13 protein-coding genes, 2 tRNA genes and 3 other RNA genes are annotated in these 17,299 nt (G+C 52.1%); 9 read left to right on the top strand and 9 right to left on the bottom strand.

Going from position 1 to position 17,299, the window contains the following annotated elements:
• Positions 1-45 precede the first annotated feature (45 nt).
• The 3 genes from oppA to LU196_RS15760 all read right to left on the bottom strand — a co-directional run bounded on the left by oppA (position 46) and on the right by LU196_RS15760 (position 4,697).
• Complete coding sequence (gene oppA / locus LU196_RS15770) at positions 46-1,686, bottom strand: oligopeptide ABC transporter substrate-binding protein OppA (protein ID WP_232759919.1); 1,641 nt, start codon at positions 1,684-1,686, stop codon at positions 46-48.
• A 156-nt stretch (positions 1,687-1,842) separates the two neighbouring features.
• Positions 1,843-3,477, bottom strand: a complete 1,635-nt coding sequence (locus LU196_RS15765) for an ABC transporter substrate-binding protein (protein WP_232759918.1) — start codon at positions 3,475-3,477, stop codon at positions 1,843-1,845.
• A 572-nt stretch (positions 3,478-4,049) separates the two neighbouring features.
• Positions 4,050-4,697, bottom strand: a complete 648-nt coding sequence (locus tag LU196_RS15760) for a YchE family NAAT transporter (protein WP_232759917.1) — start codon at positions 4,695-4,697, stop codon at positions 4,050-4,052.
• Between the two features lie 425 nt (positions 4,698-5,122).
• Between LU196_RS15760 and adhE the strand changes: the two genes are divergently transcribed.
• On the top strand, positions 5,123-7,792 hold the full coding sequence (gene adhE, locus LU196_RS15755; RefSeq protein ID WP_232759916.1) for a bifunctional acetaldehyde-CoA/alcohol dehydrogenase: 2,670 nt from the start codon (positions 5,123-5,125) through the stop codon (positions 7,790-7,792).
• A gap of 47 nt (positions 7,793-7,839) precedes the next feature.
• Here the strand turns inward: adhE and tdk are convergent, their stop codons facing one another.
• Entirely contained in the window at positions 7,840-8,463 is a 624-nt protein-coding gene (gene tdk, locus LU196_RS15750) for a thymidine kinase (RefSeq protein ID WP_232759915.1), read from the bottom strand.
• A gap of 383 nt (positions 8,464-8,846) precedes the next feature.
• On the opposite strand from tdk, the gene hns reads away from it, so the two are divergent.
• On the top strand, positions 8,847-9,254 hold the full coding sequence (hns, locus tag LU196_RS15745; protein ID WP_232759914.1) for a histone-like nucleoid-structuring protein H-NS: 408 nt from the start codon (positions 8,847-8,849) through the stop codon (positions 9,252-9,254).
• A gap of 90 nt (positions 9,255-9,344) precedes the next feature.
• On the opposite strand, the gene LU196_RS15740 is transcribed toward hns, so the two are convergent.
• The 5 genes from LU196_RS15740 to rssA form a co-directional block, all read right to left on the bottom strand.
• Complete coding sequence (locus LU196_RS15740) at positions 9,345-10,352, bottom strand: NAD-dependent epimerase (RefSeq protein WP_232759913.1); 1,008 nt, start codon at positions 10,350-10,352, stop codon at positions 9,345-9,347.
• 15 nt (positions 10,353-10,367) lie between these two features.
• Complete coding sequence (locus tag LU196_RS15735; RefSeq protein WP_232759912.1) at positions 10,368-11,708, bottom strand: UDP-glucose/GDP-mannose dehydrogenase family protein; 1,341 nt, start codon at positions 11,706-11,708, stop codon at positions 10,368-10,370.
• Positions 11,709-11,730: 22 nt separating this feature from the next.
• Positions 11,731-12,639 (bottom strand): UTP--glucose-1-phosphate uridylyltransferase GalU, encoded by a 909-nt coding sequence (gene galU, locus LU196_RS15730; protein WP_232759911.1) that lies wholly within the window; start codon positions 12,637-12,639, stop codon positions 11,731-11,733.
• A gap of 178 nt (positions 12,640-12,817) precedes the next feature.
• Complete coding sequence (gene rssB / locus LU196_RS15725) at positions 12,818-13,849, bottom strand: two-component system response regulator RssB (RefSeq protein WP_232759910.1); 1,032 nt, start codon at positions 13,847-13,849, stop codon at positions 12,818-12,820.
• 102 nt (positions 13,850-13,951) lie between these two features.
• Positions 13,952-14,851: a patatin-like phospholipase RssA gene (rssA, locus tag LU196_RS15720; RefSeq protein ID WP_232759909.1), complete on the bottom strand. Its 900-nt coding sequence runs from the start codon at positions 14,849-14,851 to the stop codon at positions 13,952-13,954.
• Between the two features lie 96 nt (positions 14,852-14,947).
• Here rssA and LU196_RS15715 point away from each other — a divergent pair, with 96 nt between their 5' ends.
• From LU196_RS15715 to LU196_RS15685, 7 genes are all read left to right on the top strand, one after another.
• Positions 14,948-15,403, top strand: coding sequence for a YchJ family protein (locus LU196_RS15715; RefSeq protein WP_232759908.1), 456 nt, complete (start codon positions 14,948-14,950; stop codon positions 15,401-15,403).
• A 57-nt stretch (positions 15,404-15,460) separates the two neighbouring features.
• On the top strand, positions 15,461-16,309 hold the full coding sequence (gene purU / locus LU196_RS15710; protein ID WP_232759907.1) for a formyltetrahydrofolate deformylase: 849 nt from the start codon (positions 15,461-15,463) through the stop codon (positions 16,307-16,309).
• A 145-nt stretch (positions 16,310-16,454) separates the two neighbouring features.
• Positions 16,455-16,539: transfer RNA gene (locus LU196_RS15705), tRNA-Tyr, on the top strand.
• A gap of 45 nt (positions 16,540-16,584) precedes the next feature.
• Positions 16,585-16,669 (top strand) — tRNA-Tyr (locus LU196_RS15700).
• 36 nt (positions 16,670-16,705) lie between these two features.
• A non-coding RNA gene (locus LU196_RS15695) (RtT sRNA) lies at positions 16,706-16,835 on the top strand.
• Positions 16,836-16,871: 36 nt separating this feature from the next.
• A non-coding RNA gene (locus LU196_RS15690) (RtT sRNA) lies at positions 16,872-17,001 on the top strand.
• Between the two features lie 37 nt (positions 17,002-17,038).
• Positions 17,039-17,168, top strand: a non-coding RNA gene (locus LU196_RS15685) — RtT sRNA.
• Positions 17,169-17,299 lie beyond the last annotated feature (131 nt).

Genomic DNA, 17,299 nt, shown 5'->3' with positions numbered 1-17,299 from the left:
AAAGGCGGCGCCGCAGCGCCGCCACTGTCGATAGCCTGAGTGCTATTAGTGTTTAATGATATACAGGTTTTTATCGAGGCTTTTATCCAGTGGATCATTACCGGTGTAACCGCCAACGTAAGGTTTCACCAGGCGCGCGTTCACGTAGTAATAAACCGGCACGATGGCGCTGTCTTTATCCAGGATCTGCTCAGCTTTGTTATAGTCCGCCGCACGGGCTTTATCATCCGCCGCTTTGATTGCGTCTTTGATCACTTGATCAAAATCGGCGCTCTTATAGTGCGCGGTGTTACTGCTGCTGTTGGTCAGCATCGTATTCAGGAACGACGTCGGTTCGTTATAGTCTGCACACCATGCCGCGCGCGACACGTCAAAATTGCCCTGATGACGCGTATCGAGGAAGGTTTTCCACTCCTGGTTTTCCAGCTTGATGTTCACGCCGATGTTTTTCTTCCAGATCGACGCGGCAGCGATCGCCAGCTTCTTGTGCAGATCGGAGGTGTTGTACAGCAAGTTGAACGTCAGCGGCTTGTCGGCGGTGTAACCGGCTTCAGCCAGCAGTTTTTTCGCTTCCGCATTGCGCTTGTTCTGATCCCATTTGAACCAGTCTGGCGGCAGCAGCTCCATGCCGTCGGTGGCAGGTGGAGTATAGCTATACGCCGGTAGCTGACCTTGCGCCAGTACTTTGTTCACCATGATGTCGCGATCCAGGCCCAACTTCAGCGCCGTACGCACGCGCACATCGGTAAACGGCGCTTTCTGGTTGTTGATTTCGTAGTAGTAAGTGCAGAGATACGGCTTCACCATCAGCTCTTTGCCGTTGTCACGCTGCAGCTTCTTAAACAGCTCGATTGGCATGTTGTTGTAGGTGATATCGCTGCCGTTCTGCGAGAAATAACGGTTTACGTCGCTCACTTCAGAGCTTATGGGCAGGAACGTCACCTTATTCAGCACCGTATGCTCGTTATCCCAATATTCCGGGTTACGCACCAGCGTGACGCGCTCGTTAATGACGTGCGATTCCAGCTTGAAGGCGCCGTTTCCGACCCAGTTCTGCGGCTGAGTCCACTGCTCGCCAAATTTCTCAATGGCCGGTTTGTAGACCGGCGACATCACGGCGTTGATCAACAACTTATCAAAGTAAGGCACAGGTTCACTCAGGGTGACCTGAAAAGTGTGATCGTCCAGCGCTTTCACGCCCAGCTCGGACGTGGGCTTTTTGCCGGCAATAATGTCATCAACGTTTTCAATGTGGCCATACTGCGGGTAGCTGGCGTACGGCGAGGCGGTTTTTGGATCGACAAGACGCTCCCAGCTGTAAACAAAGTCTTGAGCGGTCACCGGCTCACCGTTCGACCATTTGGCATTTTTACGCAGGTGGAACGTCCAGACTTTAAAGTCTTTGTTTTCCCAGCTTTCCGCCACGCCCGGTACCGGCTTGCCGCTGGCATCGCTGACGATCAACCCTTCATACAGGTCGCGGGCAATATTATCTTCCGGTACGCCTTCAATTTTGTGGGGATCAAGGGACTGTACTTCATCGCCGTTACCGCGCACCAGCTCTTGTTTCGCGTCGAGTTGTACGCCAGCCGGTACCGTTGCTGCAAACGCGGCGTTCCCTGCCAGCGCGCCGATTGCTGCCAATACGCCTGCGGCAATCAGGCTTTTTTTCGTGATGTTGTTCATTATTACGCTCCAGTTTTATTATCGTCACCGGGTCAGTAGACTGCCCGGCGTACCCTGTTTGGGCGATCTCCGCCTGTCTGTTCGAAGATCCCATCACCCTTCAGGGTTTACCATGGTCGTGGCCCGCCCGACTGTAGCGCCGGTACGCACCATGACTCAATGTTTCTTTATGTAATAATATTTCAATCCGATAAGATCCTGTGGATCCTTACCCGTAAAGCCCCCTACCCACGGTTTTACTAAGCGTACGCTGACGCGGTAATAGACCGGAATAATCGCAGAGTCGCGATCCAACTGCGCTTCTGCTTGCTGATATAAGCGGGCACGTTCCTGCTCATCGGAGGTAGTCAGCGTGGCACGCATAAGCTTGTCAAACGCCTCGCTCTTGTAAAACGCGGTGTTGCTTGACGAGTTACTCAGCAGCATATTCAGGAACGTCGAGGGTTCGTTATAGTCCGAGCACCATGTAGCGCGCACGACGTCATACTGTGCTTGACGTCGCGTTTCCAGCAGCGTTTTCCACTCCTGGTTTTCCAGCGACACTTGGGCGCCCAGATTTTTCTGCCACATTGAGGCGGCCGCAATCGCCTGACGCTTATTCTGTTCAGAGGTGTTATAGAGCAGCGTGAAACGCAGCGGATGCTCGCTATCAAATCCCGCCTCCGCCAGCAGTTTACGGGCCGCGGTGTTGCGTTGCGCCTGCGTTTGTTCCGCCCAGTCGGGCGCTGACGGCACAATGCCGTGGGTAAACGGTGGCGTCAGGCTGTAGGCGGGAATCTGCCCTTGCGCCATGATTTTGTTCGCGATGACGTCGCGATCGAGGCTCATTTTTAGCGCCGCACGCACGCGCGCATCGTTGAAGGGCGCTTTTTTGTTGTTGATTTCGTAGTAGAAGGTGCAAAGCAGCGGGCTGACTTTGACTTGGTCACACAGATCCTGCTGGAGCTTTTTAAACAAATCTGGCGGCACAACGCTGTTCGTCATATCGGTGCCGCCGCTGCGGTAGCGATTTACGTCACTGTTTTCAGAGGTCAGCGCCAGTATGACGGCCTCATCGATCACCGTGTGCCCATTGTCCCAATAATGCGGATTGCGCTTGAGAACGATTTTTTCGTTGACCACCCAGTCGCTCAGCGTGTAGGCCCCGTTGCCAACAAAATGCTGCGGCTGGGTCCATTGTTCGCCCCATTTTTCCACGGCGCGACGATACACCGGCTTTAAGGAGGTGTGGGCCAACATATCAATAAAATAGGGCACCGGTTCAGAGAGTGTGATCTGCAGATGGCGGTCGTCCAGCGCTTTTACGCCTAGCGCATCAGGGGCCGCTTTGCCCGCCAAAACGGCATCAATATTGCTGAGGTGCGCAGCCTGCAAATAACTCGCATACGGCGAGGCGGTTTTGGGATCGGCCAGGCGCTGCCAGCTGTAAACGAAATCCTGGGCGGTTACCGGATCGCCATTACTCCAACGGGCATCGTCACGTAAAGTAAATGTCCACACCCGCCCGTCGGTGTTTTGCCACGAACTCGCCACGCCGGGTACGCGCTGACCCTTGTTGTCAGTCTCAACCAAGCCTTCAAGAAGATTACGAATGACATTCGACTCCGGCACGCCTTCCACTTTCTGAGGATCAAGCGAAGACACTTCACTGCCGTTATTGATGACGATACGCTGTGATGCCGCCAGAACCGTTCCCGCTGGCACCTCTGCCGCAGAGCCAGCAGAGAAACTGCCGAGCACGCAAAGCGCCAGTGCAGTGCACGTAAAACCTTTGGCTACCGTGTGTTTCATCGAGAGTTATTTACCTTATCCATTTACCTGGTAGCCAATAAGCAAAATGCATACACATTTGTCGCTAACAGATGAAAAATTTACGGTGTGGCGAAAATTATCAGAAGCCGTGAGCCTGCGCCAAAATAAAACAGCAAAATGTTACCTATTTCTCTTTTATCATGTAAAAGCGGCGGGTAAAAGCGTTAATTTTTTGCCAAAAATAAAGACAAAGCGTTTGATATGTAAGCAAAAAACATAAATTTTGCGCACGAAAGCATCATTTAGATTAAACATGCGTTACTTTATGCAAAAAATGCCATGAAAAATCATTTAGAAAGACATAAATAAAGGATTAGGCGCAAACAAGCACAGAATCGCGCTAAAGATGGCTGTATAAGCAGAGATTAATACTGTGACAATTATCACATTTTAGCGAGGTGCGTTACAGATTATCGTGAATTAAGTAGTGAATGTGATAAAGATGCGCGGCTATTAAGCTGCACGAATAATTTCACCAAAACAGTGCGCTTGCACCACGGCAATGCACCATTTTGGTTCAATCAACATTTAGCGCCGTGAAATAAGACGGGTTAATTTAATAAACCCGGGAAAATGGCCTTGATACCGGTCACCACAAATTCAATGCCCAGCGCCATCAGCAGCAGCCCCATAATACGCGTGACTACGTTGATACCGGTTTGTCCCAATATTCTTACCATCAGCGGTGCCGCGCGGAATAGCAGCCAACAGCAAAAGGCAAACAGCGCTATCGCCAGTGAGAAACCGAGCAGATTGGGCCAGCTGTGATAGCGGGTGCTCCAGACAATCGTTGAGCTTATGGCACCGGGCCCCGCCATCAGTGGCAGCGCAAGCGGCACCACACCAATGCTTTCGCGGATTGCCGTTTCCGACTTCTCCTGCTTGTTTTGTTTATCCTCACCTAACTTTCCGCTGATCATCGACATCGCGATAGTCACTACCAGAATGCCCCCTGCAATACGAAATGAATCAATGGAAATGCCAAACAAATGCAGGATGGCATCGCCTAAAAACAGCGAGGTCCAGAGGATAATCGCTACGGCAAGGTTCGCCGTCAGGTTGGTTTTATTGCGCTCCGCCGGGGGCTGATAGCTCGTCATGCTAATAAAGACCGGGATAATCCCCACGGGGTTTACCAGCGCAAACAGGCCGACAAAAAATTTTATGTAGCCGGAAAGATCGAGTAGCACAGGGTTCACAGCAGGCTCCAGAGAGGATAGGAAAATCGCGCATAATGTAGTGTAAATGGCGCGCTAAAGACAGACGCCATGACAGAAAGTTTCACTGCTTTAAGGTTTAAAATGCAGTGTTTTAGACCAATCCTTTATCTCAACCCCTTTTTCATGTCTTCGCATCCCACTTTTCATGGTGCAGGGTACGGGTGACGTAAATAACAAAAAAACCTCGCTGAACCTGCTCAGTCCCGCGCGGCGTTGATCTGTATCAACTCTCACCGCCCTGCTCAGGTTTACGCTTAATACATCCACCTGACACCCTGAGCAGCAGCAATAGTCTAGCAAACCCTTTTATTAAGCATCGGCTCGGCACGCAGCGCTCGCCTCGCCTGCGGGAAACGAACAGCAGGCGGCTTAGAAAAAGTGTTTAAATTTCTCAGGAGAAGAGTATGGCCGTCACTAATATTGCGGAACTTAACGCCTTGGTCGAGCGGGTAAAAAAAGCGCAGCGCGCTTACGCCCAATTTAGCCAGGAACAAGTCGATGCCATTTTTCGCGCCGCCGCGCTTGCCGCCGCCGATGCGCGAATCCCGCTTGCAAAAATGGCCGTTGCCGAATCAGGTATGGGCGTGGTGGAAGACAAGGTGATTAAAAACCATTTTGCGTCCGAATATATCTACAACGCGTACAGAGACGAAAAAACCTGCGGTGTGTTAAGCCGCGATGAGACATTTGGTACCATCACTATCGCCGAGCCGATTGGCTTAATTTGCGGCATTGTTCCCACCACCAACCCCACTTCCACGGCGATTTTCAAAGCGCTCATTAGTCTGAAAACACGCAATGGGATTATCTTCTCGCCGCATCCTCGCGCCAAAGACGCCACCAATAAAGCCGCTGATATCGTGCTGCAAGCCGCCATCGCTGCGGGCGCACCTAAAGACATCATCGGCTGGATCGATGCACCGTCGGTGGAGCTCTCTAATCAGTTAATGCATCATCCGGATATCAACCTGATTCTCGCCACCGGTGGGCCCGGTATGGTGAAAGCAGCTTATAGCTCCGGTAAACCGGCCATTGGCGTAGGTGCCGGTAACACCCCGGTGGTGATTGATGAAACAGCAGACATTAAACGCGCGGTGGCGTCTATTTTAATGTCAAAAACCTTCGACAATGGCGTAATCTGCGCCTCTGAACAGTCGGTTGTGGTGGTGGATGCCGTATACGATGCCGTACGCGCCCGCTTTGCCAGCCACGGGGGGTATATTTTGCAGGGCGCGGAACGCAAAGCCGTGCAGGATCTCATATTGAAGAACGGGGCGCTGAACGCGGCAATTGTGGGGCAGTCCGCCGTAGACATTGCGAACATGGCGGGCCTGCAGGTGCCTGGAGCCACCAAAATTCTGATCGGTGAGGTCGAACGGGTCGATGCGTCGGAACCGTTTGCCCATGAGAAGCTGTCACCTACCCTCGCGATGTACCGCGCAAAAGATTTTCACGATGCCCTCGATAAAGCGGAGAAACTGGTGGCCATGGGGGGAATTGGCCATACCTCCTGCTTGTATACCGACCAAGATAATCAGCAAACACGCATCAACGACTTCGGCGACAAAATGAAAACTGCACGTATCCTCATTAACACCCCAGCCTCTCAGGGCGGCATTGGCGATCTCTATAACTTTAAGCTTGCCCCCTCACTGACGCTGGGCTGCGGTTCGTGGGGAGGCAACTCCATTTCAGAAAACGTCGGACCCAAGCACCTCATCAATAAAAAAACCGTCGCGATGCGAGCAGAAAACATGCTATGGCACAAACTTCCCCGCGCTATTTATTTCCGCCGTGGCGCGCTGCCTATCGCGCTGGAAGAAGTGGCGGCGGAGGGCGCCAAACGCGCGTTTGTGGTCACCGATCGCTTCCTGTTCAATAACGGCTACGCCGATCGGGTGACGCTGGTGTTGAAAGCACACGGCATCGAAACCGAGGTGTTTTACGACGTCGAAGCGGATCCCACGCTCAGCGTCGTGCGCAAGGGCGCCGAGCAGATGCAGAGCTTCAAACCGGATGTCATCATTGCGCTGGGCGGCGGCTCCCCCATGGATGCCGCGAAGATCATGTGGGTGATGTATGAACATCCGGAAACCCATTTTGAAGAGCTGGCGCTGCGCTTTATGGATATCCGTAAACGTATCTACAAATTCCCTAAAATGGGCGTTAAAGCGCGACTGGTGGCGATTACAACCACCTCAGGCACAGGATCGGAGGTGACGCCTTTCGCGGTGGTCACCGACGATGCCACAGGACAAAAATATCCGCTCGCCGATTATGCCCTCACACCGGATATGGCGATTGTGGATGCCAATCTGGTCATGGAAATGCCACGGTCGCTTTGCGCCTTTGGCGGCCTCGATGCCGTAACGCACGCGCTGGAAGCCTACGTGTCGGTGTTGGCCAATGAGTATTCGGATGGTCAGGCCTTGCAGGCCTTGAAATTACTGCAGGAAAACCTGCCGGCTAGCTACCGCGATGGGGCAAAAAACCCGGTCGCGCGCGAACGCGTCCATAACGCGGCGACCATTGCGGGCATTGCGTTTGCCAACGCCTTCCTGGGCGTATGTCACTCGATGGCCCATAAGCTGGGTTCAGAATTTCATATTCCACACGGCTTGGCCAACGCCCTGCTGATTTGCAACGTCATCCGCTATAACGCCACTGACAACCCCACTAAGCAAACGGCATTCAGCCAGTATGACCGTCCACAGGCGCGGCGTCGCTACGGTGAGATCGCGGATCACCTTGGACTCACCGTACAAGGCGATCGTACCGCGCAAAAAATTACTAAGCTGTTAGCGTGGCTGGGTGAAATGAAAACGCAGCTGGGTATTCCCAGCTCGCTGCGTGAGGCAGGCGTGCAAGAAGCCGATTTCCTCGTGAAAGTCGACAAGCTGGCAGAGGATGCCTTTGACGATCAGTGCACGGGGGCTAATCCGCGCTATCCGCTTATCGCCGAGCTGAAACGGATTATGCTGGATACTTTTTACGGACGTGAATACAGCGAAAATGCAGAGACGGCGGTTGAACCTGTCCCGATTAAAGCCGAGAGAAAGCTGCGTAAAGCGTAAGTTTTACTTATTAAAAAAACCCGCTTTGGCGGGTTTTTTGTCTACTGTCACTCCGCGTTCGGCATTTGAGAACCGTAAATAGCGCGCAAGGATCCCGCTTCAATCGCCTGTTTGTAATGCTTACGGCACACGGAGATATAGCGCTCATTGCCACCAATAACAACCTGCTCACCTTCACTGTAAGGCTTTCCTTGCGCATCAAGACGCAAGACCATGCTGGCTTTGCGCCCGCAGTGGCAAATGGTTTTTAACTCCACCAGCTTATCTGCCCAAGCGAGTAAATATTCGCTACCGACAAACAGCTCACCGCGAAAATCGGTGCGTAAACCGTAACACAGCACCGGAATGTCCAGATTGTCGACCACGTCAGACAGGGCTTTAACCTGTTCACGGGTGAGAAACTGACATTCATCCACCAGCACGCAGTGTACCGCCTGTTTTTGGTGTTCGACGGCAATCTCTGCATCCAGTTGCGTGCGGGCGTTATACAAAAACGCGGGTGAAGAGAGACCAATACGCGAGCTTACCCGCCCCGCGCCAAAACGATTATCAATTTCCGCGGTATAGACCAGCGTACGCATGCCGCGCTCTTGATAGTTATAGGACGATTGCAGCAGCGCGGTTGATTTTCCCGCATTCATTGCTGAGTAATAAAAATAGAGTTGAGCCATACACCGATCCCATTAGGGCAAAATCTGATGGCGCGAAGTCTAGCATAATCCTTAGGGGAAGGCGTAAAGCATTGCTTTGACCATTTGCTCAACTTTAATGGCAATGGTTACTTATTAATTTCATCGTTGAACCATCGCTGAATTGGCATTTCCTCACTCCGTTAACCACGCGCCATTAATTAACGTCTGGCATGTTTTAAAATCACGTGAAGAGAAATTATGATGCAGACGTTAATACGCGCATAAAAGATATATTTTTTTACTGTCTTCGCACCCAAGCTTTATTTACGTTTGGCTTTGGTAGAAGTATTGCAGTAATTTTTTAACGCCACTATTATGATTCGGCAATGCAGTTCCCTATTATTATATTTTGAGATTAGACAATGAGCGAAGCACTTAAATTTCTTAATAATATCCGCACATTGCGCGCCCAGGCTCGTGAATGTTCTCTGGAAGTTTTAGAAGAGATGCTTGAGAAGCTGGATGTCGTCGTAACTGAGCGCCGTGAAGAAGAGACACACGCACAAGCAGAAAACGCCGAACGTATCCGTAAACTCGAACAATACCGTGAAATGTTAATCGCTGACGGCATCGATCCGACCGAATTGTTGCAGTCGCTCTCTGTCCCTAAATCAGCGGGTAAAGCCAAACGCGCTTCGCGTCCGGCAAAATATGCTTACGTTGATGAGAATGGCGAAAACCGCACCTGGACCGGTCAGGGACGCACCCCCGCCGTTATTAAAAAAGCGATTGAAGAAAACGGCAAACAGCTGGACGATTTTCTTCTCTAATAATGCGTAGCACGCGCCGTCACCGGGGCTGAGTGTTATGACCAACAGCATAAAAAAAGGGAGCCCAAGGCTCCCTTTTTTATCCCGGCATCACTGTGGGTAAAACGCCCGATACCACTCCACGAATTTCCGCACCCCCTCCGCGACGTGCGTCTGAGGACGAAAATCAATCGCGTCATAAAGCGGTTGCGTATCGGCGCTGGTTCCCAGCACGTCTCCCGGCTGCATCGGCAGCATGTTTTTCTTTGCTTCAAAGCCTAATGCACTTTCAAGCGCCTCAATGTAGGTCATCAAGCTGGTCGGCTGACTGTTACCGATATTATAGATTCGGTATGGCGCGGAACTCGTTGCTGGCGATCCCGACTCTACCGTCCACTGTGTATCGGCTTGCGGAATAACCTCTTGCAGGCGAACAATGGCTTCGGCGATATCATCGATATAGGTGAAATCCCGGGTCATCTGGCCGTTGTTATAGACGTCAATTTGTTCGCCTGCGAGCATTGCGCGCGTGAACTTAAATAACGCCATGTCCGGACGTCCCCACGGGCCATATACGGTAAAGAAACGCAGACCGGTAGTGGGCAGCTGGTAAAGATGGGAATAGGTATGCGACATCAATTCGTTGGCTTTTTTTGTCGCCGCATATAATGAAACGGGATGATCAACCGAGTCTTCGGTTGAGAAAGGCATCTTGCGGTTTAAACCATAAACGGAGCTGGATGACGCATATAATAAATGGCCAATTTTATGGTGTCGGCAGCCTTCCAAAATATTAAGGTGGCCGATTAAATTGGCGTCCGCATAAGCATGGGGATTTTCAATCGAATACCGTACGCCCGCTTGCGCACCGAGATGGATAACGCGGTCAAAAGCGTGGCGGCTAAATAGGTCAGAAATGGCCTGGCGATCCGCCAGGTCCATTTTTTCAAACGTAAATTCGGGATGTTGAACGATCTGGTCTAAACGCGCCTGTTTTAGGCTCACGGCATAATAGTCGTTTAGGTTATCTATTCCTGTCACCTGGTGACCGGCAGCCAACAAACGTTGACTCACATGAAAACCAATAAAACCCGCAGCGCCAGTAACCAGAAACTTCATACATCCCTCATTTAATTATACGATTTGAATAGACGCTCCGCGGCCGATGGCGTAGTAGACAAAGCCGCGTTTGTTTAAGCGCTCTGGATCATACAGGTTACGACCATCAAAAATCACGGGTTCTTTTAAGGCAGCCTTAATGACATCAAAATCCGGCGCACGGAAATTTTGCCATTCGGTGCAGATCACCAAGCCATCAGCACCCTGCAGCGCCGCCTCTTTGGTTCCGGTGAGCTTCAAATCGTCACGATGACCATAGATGCGCTGAGCTTCTTCCATCGCTTCTGGGTCAAATGCCTGTACGCTGGCGCCTGCTTCCCAAAGCGCTTCCATTAGAACGCGGCTTGAGGCTTCACGCATATCGTCGGTATTCGGCTTGAACGCCAATCCCCACAGCGCAAAGGTTTTGCCGCGTAGATCGTCACCGAAATGGCGCTTGATGAAGCTTGGCAGCTTATTCTTCTGGGTATCGTTAACATCTTCCACGGCTTTCAGCAGGCGTGGCGTGTAGCCGATGGATTCTGCCGTACGGATCAGGGCCTGCACGTCTTTCGGGAAGCAGGAACCGCCGTAACCGCAGCCAGGATAGATAAAGTGATAGCCGATGCGGGAATCAGAACCAATACCCTGACGCACTTTTTCGATATCCGCACCCAAACGCTCAGCCAGATTCGAAATTTCGTTCATAAAGCTGATTTTGGTGGCCAGCATGCAGTTGGCCGCATACTTGGTCAGCTCTGCGCTGCGGATGTCCATCAAGATCATGCGGTCGTGGTTGCGGTTGAACGGCTCATACAGCTCGCGCAGCAGTTCGACCACTTCATCGTTGTCGGTACCCACCACGATGCGCTCAGGACGCATGCAATCGCTCACGGCCGCGCCTTCCTTGAGGAATTCAGGGTTTGACACCACATCAAAACTGACGTTGGCATCGCGCTCCTGCAGCGTTTGAGTCATGACCGCACGCACACGGTCAGCAGTACCCACCGGCACGGTAGACTTGTCGATCACCACTTTATGTTCTTTCATGTGCGTCGCGATGGTTTTCGCTACCGCCGTGACATATTTCAGATCGGCAGAGCCATCTTCATCCGGCGGTGTACCCACGGCGATGAACTGCATCACCCCATGGTTCACGCCTTCCGCTGCATCAGTGCTGAACTTCAGGCGACCGGCTTCATAGTTCGACATCACCAGCGGCGTTAAGCCCGGCTCGAAAATCGGAATTTGTCCTTTTTTGAGGTTTTCGACTTTCTTTTCATCAACATCAATACAGAGAACGTCATGTCCGACTTCGGCCAACACCGCAGCCTGAACCAGACCGACATAGCCGATACCAAATACAGTGACTTTCATTGAATTATCCTGTGTTAAAAAATTACTTTTTGTTGCCTACTGCGCCGTCAAGCCATTCTGCGAAGTCTTTACCCAGCACTGGGTGACGCACACCGTACTCAACGAAAGCCTGCATATAGCCCAGTTTGTTACCACAGTCGTGGCTCACGCCCTTCAGGTGATAAGCTTCGACCGTCTCTTTTTCCATCAGCATCGCGATGGAGTCCGTCAGCTGCACTTCGCCGCCTGCGCCCGGAGGGGTTTTCGCCAGCAGAGGCCAGATATCGGCAGAAAGTACGTAGCGGCCGACCACGGCCAGGTTTGACGGTGCTTCAGCCGCTTTTGGTTTCTCAACCACACCCACCATTGGCGCGCTGTCGCCAGGATTCAGTTCTGCACCCTGGCAGTCAACCACACCGTATGCGGTCACGTCGGCAACGGGCTCAACCATGATCTGGCTGCGGCCACTCTCATCAAAGCGGGCCATCATCTCAGCAAGGTTATCTTTGGTTGGGTTGGATTCGTATTCGTCGATGATGACGTCCGGCAGGATCACCGCGACAGGCTCATTGCCTACCAGCGGATGTGCACACATCACAGCGTGGCCCAGACCCTTAGCAATCCCCTGACGCACCTGCATGATGGTGACATGCGGTGGGCATATTGACTGAATTTCATCCAGCAGCTGGCGTTTTACGCGTTTTTCCAGCATCGATTCCAGCTCAAAACTGGTATCAAAATGGTTTTCAATCGCATTTTTAGAGGAGTGGGTAACCAGCACAATTTCATTGATGCCCGCAGCAATACACTCGTTTACGACATACTGAATGAGCGGCTTATCAACCAGCGGTAACATCTCTTTTGGAATAGCTTTGGTCGCAGGCAGCATACGCGTCCCCAAACCTGCAACCGGGATTACCGCTTTTTTTACTTTAGACTTATAGGCAGACATCTAAATACCTCTCTTAATAGGCCGTTCAAGTTAATACTTGATATGTCGGTTTAAAAAACGAAATGAGTATATCAGTTAGTGTTGGGCGGAATTATCCTGGATGAAGTTAATCCTCGGAAATTAAGACTTTTACCCAAGTGTAAAGCTTACTTATGGACCTGTCTTCAGCCCCTGCGAATTATAGGCTGTCTGGCGATTCTTCCGCCGACAGCATCAACCTCAAGCGCCCACCTGCGCCCCAAACGTGACACTGCCACGCCTTAGTCTGCTGGTTAATCTGGTTCAAATGCGTGCTGCCCATCGTGCCCAAGGGCACGCCGTTGTGAAGCGCGATTTGTTGTGACTCACTGTGCAGCGTGGCATTAAGACCGGCCGAAACCAGAATCAAGTTATGCCGTTCACGGTGATAATACCCGACCAATAGAGGGAACTGTCCATGGAGATTTGCCTGACGTAATAGCAAGTTTACCTGGCGTAAAAGCCCGTTTAGTTCCGGCAGTCGTTGATGTTGTCCAGACAGTTGTTCCTGCAGCAAACCATTGAATAGCGCGCGCAACAGCAGCGCAGCGAGTACGCCATTGTCCCCGGCACGCGTCACGTCAAGACAGTAAAACGCCAAGTCTTTATCCGATAGCGCAGCGATATCCAGCACCAAACCCGGTTGTTCAGCCATTGTAAGCTGACGGTAATTCACCCGGCAGTGCGCCACGGTTTGCTGTACGGGCGGCTGTAATTCCTTAAGCAATTTGGCCGCTGCAGAAGGATCGCGCACCAGCGCATCCCAGTCCTGAAAGAGCTGCTCGTCTTCTTCAACTTTGGAGGTAAACATTGAGGGATAAAGACACTCAAACACGGCCTCGCGAAAGCGCTCAGGATTTTTAAGCGGTTTGAGCAGGACATCCTGCACGCCAAGTCGTAATACATGGGCGATATCGGACATGTTTTGCGTGGCAGAAACAATCAGTATCGGCACGTCACTTCCACTGCTGCGGATACGTTCCACAAAGGCAATACCGCCCATGCGCGGCATTTCAAGATCGCACACCACCAGGTCCATCGCCTGCGATGAAAATACGCTTAATCCCTCAACACCGTCAGTCGCTTCAAAGGTAGTGGCGCCTAAGCCAGTCAACATCGTGTTCAGTAACGAACGGAAAATGACCTCATCTTCGACAATGAGTATCTTTTTGCCGATCAGTGGATTTTCCATTCTTTCCCCCTGTGTGCCAAATATTTCAATAGTGGTTCATAAAACGCAGTTGCGCCTGTGAGAATTAACGTAAGTCGCAACACTGATGTACGAACGACCAGATTATCTGCCACGGACCAGCGGTAATAGTTCATCCATTTTTTTCTCAACGGCGGCCTTGCCTGCCGCAATGGCTTCTTCTGCACGATGAAAATCCAACGTAGATATTTGTGGGCAAAACGGTTGAATCAGCACGTCCGGCGGATCCCCCGCCATGCGGTTGCGTTTCAGTCTATTTTCCAGCACCTGAATTGATGTCGACATAATCTCCATCGCACCCGGCGTGGGATGCGCGCGCCGCGATGTCGTCCCCAGCAAACGCTGGCGCAATTTCTGGCTCCAGCTAATGTCTGCTGCCGCCTCTTCGGTGCTTTGGGGCGTGACGGAGAGTAACTCCTGCTGCATTAAATGTGCATCGTGCTGGAGATCAACGGCAATCACGATATCCGCACCCAAAGCGCGGGTAAGCGAGATAGGCACCGGATTCACCACCGCGCCGTCCACCAGCCAGTACCCATTGTAGTCAACGGGCGGCAACAAACCTGGCATACTGCACGAGGCACGTACCGCCTGGTGCAAGTCGCCCTCAGTGTGCCACAGCTCACGTCCGGTACTCAGATTGGTGGACACTGCGCCAAAAGGTTTATCGCAGGTTTCAATAAGCTCGGCGGGAATCAGTTGTCGAATATGACTAAAGACGCGATCGCCGCGCAGCAGACCACCCCGCTGCCATGACAGATCCATCAGGCGAATGACATCCCAATAGCGAAACGCCGTCACCCACTTCTCCATAACATCCAGCCGCCCGTTAACATAGGCGGCACCGACCAGCGCGCCAACCGAACACCCGGCAACCACGTCGATATCAATGCCCGCGCGCTCTAGCGCGCGAATAACGCCAATGTGCGCCCATCCTTTCGCTGCGCCCGAGCCCAGTGCCAGACCTATTTTCACTTTTCTCATCGCACCTCGTGTTGACTCTGGCACATGACATTCCGCCAAACAGTCAGATACCATAGCGCACACTTTAAATAACGTTAATCACTCTCAGGAGATGAAGTGTCTGAAAAGTGCCCCTGCTGCAGCGGGAAGCAGTATAGCGTATGTTGCCAGCCGTTTTTGCTTGGTCGCGAAATTCCACCTACGGCTGAACAATTGATGCGCTCACGCTATACCGCCTATGTTGAAAAAAACGCGTCATATTTGACCTCCACGTGGCACATCAGCAAACGTGTGGCCGATCTTGAGACGCTATTGTCTGAAAGTTTCACCGCCACCGACTGGCTTGGTTTGACTGTAACCTGTTGTAATGAAGGCAGCCATGAGAATGAAGCCTTTGTGACTTTTTTTGCTCGCTCTCGTGAAAAGGGGCGTAATGAGGCGCTGTATGAGCGTTCTCGCTTTCTTCGCGAGGATCATCACTGGTACTATGTCGACGGAACCGCGCCCGCGCTCGGGCGCAACGATCGCTGTCCTTGTGGCTCCGACAAAAAATACAAAAAATGTTGTGGTTAACCGGGACCGTTCCACAACAGCTCTACCATTCATCGCTTTGACAGGACTCTGATCGAGATGCAAGCGCAAACCATGCAACGAAAAGTTTTACGGACCATTTGCCCCGATGCTAAAGGTCTGATCGCCAAAATCACGAATATTTGCTACAAGCACGAGCTGAATATTGTGCAGAACAACGAGTTTGTCGATCACCGTACCGGCCGCTTTTTTATGCGTACGGAGCTGGAGGGGATTTTCAATGACAACACTTTGTTAGCCGATCTCGACAGTGCGCTGCCCAGCGGTTCAGTGCGTGAACTGCACAGTGCCGGCCGCCGCCGCGTCGTGATCCTCGTGACCAAAGAAGCACATTGTCTGGGCGACCTTCTGATGAAAAGCGCCTTTGGTGGCCTGGACATGGAAATCGCCGCGGTTATCGGTAATCACGACACGCTGCGCTCACTGGTTGAACGTTTTGACATTCCGTTTGTTCTGGTCAGTCATGAAGGTTTGACGCGAGAAGAACACGACAACCGCATGGCGGATGAGATTGACCGCTATCAGCCGGACTACGTGGTGCTGGCGAAATATATGCGCGTTCTCACGCCGGCATTTGTGCAGCGCTACCCAAACCAGATTATCAATATTCACCACTCCTTCCTGCCCGCCTTCATTGGCGCACGTCCTTACCATCAGGCCTATGAGCGTGGGGTGAAAATCATCGGTGCAACTGCGCATTACGTGAATGATAATTTGGACGAAGGTCCGATTATTATGCAGGATGTGATCAACGTCGATCACAGCTATACCGCAGAAGAGATGATGCGTGCCGGCCGCGACGTCGAGAAAAATGTATTGAGCCGTGCGCTGTATAAAGTGCTGGGTCAACGGGTTTTTGTTTACGGTAATCGCACGATCATTCTTTGACCAGATGCGACGCTGAAGTGGACAACTCTTCAGCGTCGCGGGCAAAAAGTGGGCAAACAGACCTTTTTCCTGTTTTCAGTGCTTTACAGCCAGAGCCCATTTGGTATGATGCGCCCCGCTTTCAGGCATATTCATTCAGGCCAGAGGCGGGATTCCCGAGCGGCCAAAGGGAGCAGACTGTAAATCTGCCGTCATCGACTTCGAAGGTTCGAATCCTTCTCCCGCCACCATCTGAATGAGCCCCACACCTGAATCGTCAAGAGCTTTATATCCCAGGCGGGATTCCCGAGCGGCCAAAGGGAGCAGACTGTAAATCTGCCGTCATCGACTTCGAAGGTTCGAATCCTTCTCCCGCCACCATCATATTTTCCCAAGCTTATTCAGACGCACACTGCCACATGCTTCTCCGTGAGAAGGATGAGAAGCTTCGATCCGAAGGTTCGAGTCGAACGCAGTGAGACAACGCGCGTCAGCGCGGCCCGCAGGGTGAGACGCGCCGCGTCGAATCATCCTTCTCCCGCCACCATCATATTTTCCCAAGCTGATTCAGACGCACACTGCCACATGCTTCTCCGTGAGAAGGATGAGAAGCGTCGATCCGAAGGTTCGAGTCGAACGCAGTGAGACAACGCGCGTCAGCGCGCCCCGCAGGGTGAGACGCCCCGCGTCGAATCATCCTTCTCCCGCCACCATCACATTTTCTCCAGACGTATTGCCACGCACATTACTGCATGTTTCTCCGTGAGAAGGATGAGAAGCGTCGATCCGAAGGTTCGAGTCGAACGCAGTGAGACAACGCGCGTCAGCGCGGCCCGCAGGGTGAGACGCGCCGCGTCGAATCATCCTTCTCCCGCCACCATCGCATTTTCTCCAGACGTATTGCCACGCACATTACTGCATGTTTCTCCGTGAGAAGGATGAGAAGCGTCGATCCGAAGGTTCGAGTCGAACGCAGTGAGACAACGCGCGTCAGCGCGGCCCGCAGGGTGA

Source organism: Pantoea sp. Mb-10 (assembly GCF_021272205.1).
Classification (GTDB): Bacteria; Pseudomonadota; Gammaproteobacteria; order Enterobacterales; family Enterobacteriaceae; genus Pantoea.
This window is presented reverse-complemented; position numbering and strand designations above follow the sequence as displayed.